This is a genomic window from Clostridium tarantellae (assembly GCF_009295725.1).
In the GTDB taxonomy this organism is placed as follows: Bacteria; Bacillota; Clostridia; order Clostridiales; family Clostridiaceae; genus Sarcina; species Sarcina tarantellae.
In genome coordinates, this window is the sequence record NZ_WHJC01000127.1 from 1 (window position 1) to 9,586 (window position 9,586).

5 protein-coding genes are annotated in these 9,586 nt (G+C 29.6%); all 5 read right to left on the reverse strand.

Going from position 1 to position 9,586, the window contains the following annotated elements:
- Positions 1–197: 197 nt before the first annotated feature.
- The gene (locus GBZ86_RS18675; protein WP_152889976.1) at positions 198–5,513 is read right to left on the reverse strand and encodes a S8 family serine peptidase; all 5,316 of its coding nucleotides are present in this window, start codon (positions 5,511–5,513) and stop codon (positions 198–200) included.
- A 207-nt stretch (positions 5,514–5,720) separates the two neighbouring features.
- The gene (gene fsa, locus GBZ86_RS09255; RefSeq protein ID WP_152889978.1) at positions 5,721–6,368 is read right to left on the reverse strand and encodes a fructose-6-phosphate aldolase; all 648 of its coding nucleotides are present in this window, start codon (positions 6,366–6,368) and stop codon (positions 5,721–5,723) included.
- Between the two features lie 259 nt (positions 6,369–6,627).
- Positions 6,628–7,551, reverse strand: coding sequence for a transketolase family protein (locus tag GBZ86_RS09260; protein ID WP_152889980.1), 924 nt, complete (start codon positions 7,549–7,551; stop codon positions 6,628–6,630).
- An 8-nt stretch (positions 7,552–7,559) separates the two neighbouring features.
- A complete protein-coding gene (locus tag GBZ86_RS09265; RefSeq protein ID WP_152889982.1) occupies positions 7,560–8,372 on the reverse strand; it encodes a transketolase in 813 nt (270 codons plus the stop codon).
- A 21-nt stretch (positions 8,373–8,393) separates the two neighbouring features.
- Positions 8,394–9,395: a LacI family DNA-binding transcriptional regulator gene (locus GBZ86_RS09270; protein WP_152889984.1), complete on the reverse strand. Its 1,002-nt coding sequence runs from the start codon at positions 9,393–9,395 to the stop codon at positions 8,394–8,396.
- Between the last annotated feature and the right edge of the window lie 191 nt (positions 9,396–9,586).

Here is a 9,586-nt window from a genome sequence, read left to right on the forward strand (position 1 = left end):
TGAACAAGTTATATTACATTTAGATACATTGATTTTGGACAAGGGAGCACTTAAAAAACTCTGTTATTTTATACAGTAGTACTTCCCCATAAGATATTAGCAGTTAAGCAATAAAATTTATATAAATAAAAATAAATAATCTAGATGGAGATAAAATCTCCACCTAGAGTTAAAATATATTTAAAAAGGAGGTATAATTAATTATTTTTTTTCTTTTTTACTATTAATATGCCTGTACCTACTGATAATATTCCTGCAATTGCAAATGTTATTGCTGCTACCCCTCCTGTATTAGGCAATGATCCTGATTTTTTAGCAAGGGTAAATTTAACTATCATAGTAGTAGATTCACCTTCAGAATCAGTTGAAACTACTTTAAGTTCATGATCTGCAATTTTACTTATTTCTTCCCCATAATATATAACCTTATCATTCTCTTCTTTTACTTTTACATTATATTCAGAACCATTTAAAGTTATAACATTAGTTGTTCCCTTTTCTAAAATAATCTCTGGTTTTACTGGATTGTAGTAAGTTTTACCTTCTTTAATGCCTTCAATTTTAATTGTAGGTCCATCATTAGGCTCTCCTGGCCCCGGTTCTTCAGTATCACCATCATCATCTTTTTCTAATTTAAAGTTAACTACTTTTGTAGTAGATTTTCCTGCTTCATTAGTTGAAACCACCTTAAGTTCATGGTGTGCAATTTTGCTTATTTCTTCTCCATAATGTATAACCTTATCTCCCTCTTCTTTAGATTCCACTTTATATTCAGAACCATTTAAAGTTATAACATTAGTTGTTCCCTTTTCTGTAACTATTTCAGGTTTTACTGGTTCATCATAAATTTTTCCATCTATAACGCCATAAATTTTAATTTGAGGTGCTAGAACTTCTTCTCCTTTGCCTTTAACCTCTATATTAGCTACTTTTTCTGAATTATTACCTAAGTCATCCATAGCTACAACCTTAACTTCATATTTACCTGGTTCATTTATAATATATTCTGTTGATTTTGAAATACTTTCATTAACTGGTTGACCATTTATATATAATACATGTTCTGAATAAACAATATCTGATGAATCCACAGTTATTGCTACTTCATTATCATAACTATTACCATCTTCTACATTTAAACTTATATCTGGCCCTTTACTATCTTGTAATGCACCTATATTAGAAATAATATCCTCAAGTTTCATACCATCTATTTCTGTTACAATTTTAGGTGCTTTAGTTATTTCATAATTAGTTGAACCAAAATGCTTAACTACCCAGTCTAAATCATCTCTACCTATTAAGTCATTAAAATTAATATCTCTTTGAATTCCTTTTAACTTAGGTACATTTTCTTTTCCTATAGCTCTAGCTATAAGCATAGCATCAACAGCATCAATGATAGCATCATCATTTACATCACCAGCTTTTGCTTGGAATTGAATATGCTTTGTAGTTCCATCAATTTCACCATTATAATTATAGCTAAATCTATCAGTGAATATAGTATCTAAATGACCTGGTATATTAGCTATAAGCTTATAATCACCATCAACTGCTGGAATTCTTACAATATAATTTTCAATTAATCCTAAATCATGTAATGTATTTAGCTCTGCATTTACTTTATCGCCATTTGAGTTAATAGCATATATTTCTGCACCCATTTCTGTTAAAGTTTTAGTCATAGTTATACTATCTTCATTTTCCATTACACCTTGAGGATAAATTACTCCGAATATTTCAGTAGTTTTTTGATGAGTGGCACTTTTAGCTACATTAAATACCTTTATAGTATTAGTACTTCCATCTACTGTTTTATACTCTAAGTTTCTTAAAAGACCATTAAATCCATCCATATTTCCAACTTTTATGATAGAATCATGTCCTAATGATATTTTATCTCCAACTACTTTTAACTTAATATCTAATAAAGGCATATCTCCTGTTATTCCTATAGAAGAATTTCCTTCTAAATTAAAATCTACTTTAACTATTTCCGTTCCAAAACCATATAAACCATCTTCAGTTTTAATATTTGCAGTTATATCATTGTTATCTAAAAATGCTTGTAATTCTTTAGTTGGTACAACTTCTTCTACCTCATATAAGCTTCCACCAAAATCTTCATAAAAATATTCAAATTTAAAATTAGATTCTCTAAAATTTTCTACATTATTTAAAGAAACAGTTGCAGTTACACTATCTCCTACATAGTTAAATTCTTTGTCAGCTAAAACACTTACATAAGGAGTTCCTTCTTTAACAAATCCAGTTAATCCCTGATTTACTTTATAACCACCATTACTAGAAGCATCCATAGCATAGTAGTTAACTAATAGCGTTTCTTTTTCATTTAATTCCTCTACTGTAGCACCAAATTTAAATTCTCCATTTTCATCTGGTAAAAATACTCCTTGAAGTGGTCTTCCCAAAGACTCTTCATATGCAAATAATATATTGTCTTTATTTGTAGTTTTAGCATTGTATTTACTCATATACTCCACATCAGGGTCTGTTATTTTTCCACTTATCCAATGAATATAGTTATCATCTAAATCATCTGTATTTATTTCATAAATTCTTTCACTAGAATCTTCACTTAATATCATGTCTGGAGATGTAGCATCTACGAAAAATTGTTGTTCATCTCTTAAAATTTGTCCATCATTAGCTACAGCTCTAAGCTCTAAAAGATATCTTTTATCATCAAACTTATAATAAACATCATTATCTATACGTAAAGTTTCGTCTATATCCTTTAGTATTGGATGATAAAAACCATTATAAGCTATTGGTTGTGGTAATCCCACAAAAACATTAGTAGGTACATATTCTGGATCTAAACTTCCTAAATAGCCAATATATTCATTAGTTTCTCCATCTTTAACTAAGAAATCAAAACTTTCAAATTTATCACTTACCTTAAACTGAGGATATAATCCTGGATACGGATCACTAAATGGATGATTTTCTCCTATTGCTATAATTTCATTCATATTATCTTTAATATCTACAAACTGTCCTCTTACATCTATAGAAAATGGAATTTGATACTCTTCCTTTTCATCATCCTTATTAACAAATTTTATATAACCTTCATAGGTTCCACTAGCAGCTGAATTGGGTACATTTATTTTCATAATAAAATTTCTAAAAGAATCATTTTCTTCTAGAGCACCTAAAATAGATATTTCTTCTGGTAATGTTATAACTACGCCCTCTTCATCTCCATTGACCTTTTCTTCACCTATAGGAGTAGTATATTCATAAGATATTTTAAAAATCTTATCTTTATTGGATCTATTATATAAATTTATAGTTGCACTATGGTCCTTATCTTTCTCTTTTCTTCCAAAAGCAATATCAGCTGCTGGCACTGAAATTTCATCCATATTACCATCTAAATCTTCATTATAGGTAGTAGTTGGTACTACAAATTTTACCTCTGACTTAACCGCTTCATAAGCATCTATTGTTCCTGCTCCAACTTCATAAACAGAATAATCACCATTTAATGAATCTGCTGTATTCATAATTATAGACTTAAACTCTTCTGGTCCATAATAATCTGGCATCTCTGCCACCAATAAAGCAGCAAGTCCAGCTACATGAGGAGTTGCCATAGATGTTCCTGACATTCTTCCATAAGCTTTTTTATAATCAGGATTTGTAGCTTCTTTATCATTTAAATATCCTGGAATTGTTGATTTTATAGATTCTCCTGGAGCCATTATTTCAGGTTTAATATCCATAGTATCAACTACCGGTCCTCTTGAACTAAAATCAGAAAGTTTTAATCCTTCTAATACAATTTCTCCTATATTTTCTCCTAAAGTAAGAGCTTTTCCTTCAACTATATTTTGCTTTAACTTTTCTCCATCCTCTTTACTTAAAGCTAATGTTGGTACAAATTCCTCAGATTCTCCTAAGTATAAGGATATTGGCCCTTCCACATTATTGTAGATTATAGCCATTTCTGCACCTGCTTTTTTTGCATTTGCTATTTTATCATTAAGCGCTAATTCTCCTCTTTGTATAAGAGCAATTTTTCCTACAAAATCTTTCCCTGCAAAATCTTCTGGTTTACCTAAACCCGCAAACTCTAATTCTAAACTTTTATTTACTAAATCATGAATCTTATCACTTAACCTACCTGCTAACATATTTAAAATGTAGGTTTCCTCTTCAAAAGTTCCTTCTATAGTATCTACCTTAACATAACTACTATTAGACCCTACTGTTAATGCCATATTAGCAGCTCCTGGAGTTCCTAAAGTGCCCATATCAGGTCCAGAATTTCCTGCCGCAACTACAGCCATAGTTTGTGAATATAACATTGTATTATTAATAGCTATTGCTAAAGGACTTAATGGATCATTTACAGAACTGCCTAATGAAAGATTTATAACATCTAGCTCTTCTTCAACTGATTTATCAACAGCCGCAATAATTCCTGAAGTAGCTCCTGAACCATATGGTCCTAAAACTCTATATGCATAAATATCAGCTTCTGGGGCTACTCCTGTTACTTCACCCTCTTCATCTCCTCTACCAGCAATAGTTCCAGCAACGTGAGTACCATGGGCTGTATAATATGCACTTCCCCAGCTAAATTCAGGTTGTCCACTATTTTTCCAATCTTCATAAGTTGTTTCCATAGGATCATCATCATCATCTACAAAATCATATCCACCTATATAACCATCCTTTAAATCTGGATGATTATAGTCTATTCCTGTATCTAAAACACCAACTTTTACTCCATTACCTTTAATCCCTTCATTATGAAGCTTGTCTACTCCTATAGTTGGAATACTATTATCCATAAAAGGAGAAATTTTAGCATCTGTATCATTTTTTCTTTCCATTTTCTCTTTTTCTTTAGGTAAATCTAATTTAACTATTTCATCACTCCAAATGGCTTTAACCTCATCTAATTTAGCTAATTGTTCAATCATACTAGCTGGTACTTCCATTGCTATTCCATTAAAAGATTGCATTAATTCATATCCAAACTTCACCTCTGGAATATAAAGTGAAGTCTTTTCATCTTCATTTTTAAATACTGTTTTTTCTTTATTTTCTATATCTTTTGCTTCAAATTCATTATTATAACTTTCAATATCTTTTTTCTTATTTTCAATAACATTGCTTATCTTTTCCTTGAAAGAATTATGTTCATCTTTAATATTTCCTTCAATATCACTTTTCAACTTATTATTTTTAGCAGATTGAACTATTATGGGGTCACTTTTTAACTCAACTATTATTTTAGTTAAAGAATTACTTTTCAAGTTAACTTTAGAATTAATCTTTATTTTATTTTCATTACTAACTTGTAAAAATTCCTTATCTTCTTTTGACATATTAGATAATAACTCATCTATATTACTTCCTTGTACTAAAACTGCTTTATTAATATTTTCATAAGCTAATACACTTAGTCCATTTAAAGAAAATGATGTTACTATAGCTAATGCCATAATTTTTTTCAATGTTTTTCTCTTCATGAAACTCCCCCTTAAAATAAATTTGATTTTTTTAAATTTAAGTTTATAAAATCAAATTTACGTTGCTTTTATTGAAAATATTCTTAATTTCAAAAAAAAAAAATTCATTTATTTTAATTTATACAAATAGAAAGAAGCCATATCTCATATGAGATATGGCTTCTTTGTTATAAACTCAATCTAAAAATTTAATTAAATATTAAAATATTATTTGTTGAAAGCTTTCTCGTAATCTTCTATGAATTTTTGCATTCCAGCATCAGTTAATGGATGCTTAACCATTTGAAGTAATACGTTAGCTGGTATTGTAGCTATATGAGCTCCAGCCATTGCACTTTCATGTACATGCATTGGATTTCTTATGCTTGCAGCAATTATTTCTGATTGTATTCCGTGGATATCAAAAATTTCTCTTATTTGCTCGATTAACTCTATTCCTACTGCTCCGATATCATCTAATCTTCCAACGAATGGGCTTACAAAGCTTGCACCAGCTCTAGCAGCTAATAAAGCTTGCATTGCTGAGAATATTAAAGTTACGTTTGTCTTTATTCCCATTGCTGTTAACATTTTTACAGCTTTTAATCCTTCTGTACACATAGGTATTTTTATAACTATGTTTTTATGGATTTTAACTAATTCTTTAGCTTCTGCAACCATTTCATTTGCTTCTAAAGCCATAACTTCAGCACTTATTGGACCATCAACGATTTGAGTTATCTCAATCATTGCTTCTTTAATATCTCTACCTTCTCTTGCTATTAATGAAGGGTTTGTAGTAACACCACATATAATTCCTAATTCAGCTATTTTTCTAATGTCATTTATATTAGCAGTATCGATAAATAATTTCATTTAATCCACTTCCTTCTACTTATTATTCGTATCTTTTGTTGATATATTATTTATATCTTTAGTTTATGCTTTATTACATCTTCGCGTTTTGTCTTTAGTTAATTTAAAGCATTTATATGCTTTTTTATCTTATGTAATTTTTAATATTTTTATCTTTTGTTAGTTATACTATGGTTATCTTTTGCTATTTATAGTGTTTTTATCATAATGTTTTTATCTTTTGTTCTAAAAATATTTAAATTTAAAATAAATTTTTATCTTAAACTAATCCTTTAACAGTTTCAACTATGTTTTTAGTTGTTAAGCCATATTTCTCTAATAACTCATTTGGAGTTCCTGACTCACCAAAAGTATCATTTATTCCTATTTTTTTAACAGTTGTTGGAGCCTTATCACAAACTACTGCTGAAACTCTATCTCCAAGACCACCTATTATTGAATGCTCTTCTACAGTTACTATAGCTTTAGTTTCTTTAGCTGCTTTAACTATTATTTCTTCATCTAAAGGTTTTATAGTTGATATGTTTATAACTCTTGCATTTATACCTTCAGCTTTTAATTCTTTTGAAGCTTCTATAGCTTTTTGAACCATCATACCAGTTGCAATTATAGCTACATCATTACCTTCACAAATTTCTGTTCCTTTTCCAATTTGGAAAGTATAGCTATCATCAAATATATCTTCAGTAGCACATCTACCGAATCTTAAGTAAACTGGTCCATTCATTTCTGCTGCTGCTTTAACAGCTGCTCTAGCTTCTCTATCATCAGCTGGTACTATTACAGTCATATTTGGAAGTGAACACATTAAAGCTATGTCTTCAACTGACTGGTGTGATCCACCATCTTCTCCAACAGTTATTCCTGCATGAGTTGCAGCTATTTTAACATTCATTTTTGGATAGCAAATTGAGTTTCTGATTATTTCAAAAGCTCTTCCTGCTGCAAATACAGCAAAAGTACTTGCAAATGGAACATATCCTACATTTGATAATCCAGCAGCCATACCCATAAGGTTTTGCTCTGCTATTCCTACGTTAAAAAATCTATCAGAGAAATCTTTTTTAAAGTCAGCTGTTTTAGTTGACTTAGAAAGATCCGCATCTAATACAACGATATTTTCATTTTCTTTTCCTAATTGTGCTAAAGCTATTCCGTATGATTCTCTTGTTGCCTTACCCATGTTAATCACTACCCTTCAATTTCTTTTACTGCTAATTCTGTTTGTTCTACGCTAGGAGCTTGTCCATGCCAACCTGCTTGGTCTTCCATGAAGCTTACGCCTTTACCTTTTACAGTTTTTGCTATTATCATTGTTGGTTTGTCTTTAACAGTTTCAGCACTGTTGAAAGCTGCATCTATTTGATCAAAATCATGACCATCGCAAACTATAACATTCCATCCGAAAGCTTCGAACTTTTTGTCTAATGGCTGAATTCCCATTACATCTTCATTTTTTCCATCAATTTGAAGACCATTGAAATCAATTACTGCTGTTAAGTTACTTAATTTATAATGAGCTGCTGCCATTGCTGCTTCCCATACTAAACCTTCTTGTAACTCTCCATCTCCTAAAACTGTATAAACTCTAGATGAACTATTTTTATGCTTAAGTCCTAAAGCCATACCTACAGCATTTGATATACCTTGTCCTAAAGAACCTGTTGAAACATCAACTCCTGGCACATGTTTTGAATCTGGATGTCCTTGAAGTAAAGCTCCAATTTTTCTTAAGTGCATTAATTCTTCCTTAGGGAAAAATCCTTTTTCAGCTAAAACAGCATAAAGTGCTGGTGCAGCATGTCCTTTACTTAATACAAATCTATCTCTATCAGCTTTCTTTGGTTCATTTACATCAATATTCATTTTATTGAAATATAAATATGTAATTATATCTGCACATGATAAAGATCCACCTGGATGTCCTGACTTTGATTCACAGATCATTTCTACGATGTCTTTTCTAACATCTTTTGCTTTAGAAATTAATTCTTGTTTATTCATTTCTTTCACCAACCTATCATTTTATTTAACAGTTTCTCTTTCGACTAAGTATGAAGGTAATTTAATTATTGTTCCTTCAGCACTTATATCATTAATTATATTTATTAATAAACTACAGGCATCTGCTCCCATTTTGTATATAGGCTGAGCTATAGTAGTTAATTCTGGTTCTATAAATGAGCATATTCCTATATTATCATATCCTAAGATACTCATGTCATCTGGTATTTTATACCCATTTTTCAATAAATACTTCATTCCACCTATTGCCATAACATCACTACTATAAAAAATAGCTTCAATGTGTAAATTTTTATGTACTAATCTTTCAGTTGCAGCAATTCCACCTTCCATAGAGAAATAATCTTTCTCTATAAGATGCTCATTAAAAATATTATACTCCTTTGAAAGCTCTTTAAAATACTCTAATCTTGAATTTAAGAATCTTTCATTCTTCTTCTCACCTACAAAGGCTATTTTTTTAAATCCTTTATTAATTAAATACTCTATTCCAAGTTTAATACCATATTTATTGTCACAGAAAACTTCATTAAAAATTTCATTACTTGAAACCCTTCTATCTACAATAACAAAAGGAACTTTATTCTTTTCTAAAATTTTCATTCCTTCATTATTCTCTTCTCCACATACTAATATTACGCCATCTACTAACTTACTAATAAGAAGTTTTATATACTCTTCTTCTTTTTTTCCGCTATTAAATGTATTACATAATATTATACTGTATCCATGCTTTTCTGCTTCAGTTTCTATAGCTTTTGCCATTTCAGAAAAAAATGGATTCTCTATATCTGGAATTATAAAACCTATAGTATAACTTTTTTTTGTACTTAAACTCCTTGCTACAGAATTAGGTATATAATTAAGCCTTTTTGCTGCTTCAAATATTCTTTTTCTTGTTGCATCTGAAACATTTATTTGCTTATTATTTAACACCATTGACACAGTTGTTTTAGATAAGTTAACTTCTTTAGCTACATCTAATAATGTTATTTTTCTCATATATTACCCCTTTGACTTAAAATTATTAAGCCACTAATATTAAAACAATACCCCTTTTTATATACTTATTAGTTCTATTATAAATATTATTTTCTATAATTAATATATTAAAAAGTACTTTCATTTTGCTTTTTGGATAAATTTACTAAATCGGTTTAGTAAACTAACCATTATAATAATAAAGGATTTGA